Source organism: Bifidobacterium sp. M0353, assembly GCF_016100645.1.
Classification (GTDB): Bacteria; Actinomycetota; Actinomycetes; order Actinomycetales; family Bifidobacteriaceae; genus Bombiscardovia; species Bombiscardovia choladohabitans.
On the sequence record NZ_JACFSB010000046.1, the window covers coordinates 1 to 369 of the forward strand.

At 34.1% G+C, this 369-nt stretch carries 1 protein-coding gene; it reads left to right on the forward strand.

Annotation, left to right across the window (positions count from 1 at the left end):
• Positions 1-369 (forward strand): hypothetical protein (locus tag H3V04_RS10215; protein WP_232342674.1); only part of this gene is annotated, 369 nt, incomplete at both ends.

Genomic DNA, 369 nt, shown 5'->3' on the forward strand with positions numbered 1-369 from the left:
CTTCATGATCAAGCTAAAAATCATGATTATGTTACTAGATGGGCAATGGGATTGCTACAAGACTACTCAGAAATAGAGTCTCAACCTAATAATGACGATATTAAGCTAGTCAAATGTCGACAAATCATAATAGTTTATGAAACTAGCAAGAATAAGTGCTTAACATGCTATCCGATCTCATACAACAATTACACGAAACAATATGACAGCTTAAAAACTGCAATTAAAAAGCGTGAGCTTCAATTAGACGATTTTACCCAGACCAAAGTTGATGAAACTTTCCAAAATATCTATTACAGAGAGGCTCGCAAATATGCTAATGACTTGGCTAAATTGCATACGAAGTTAGCAGCATTATATGAAGTTCAG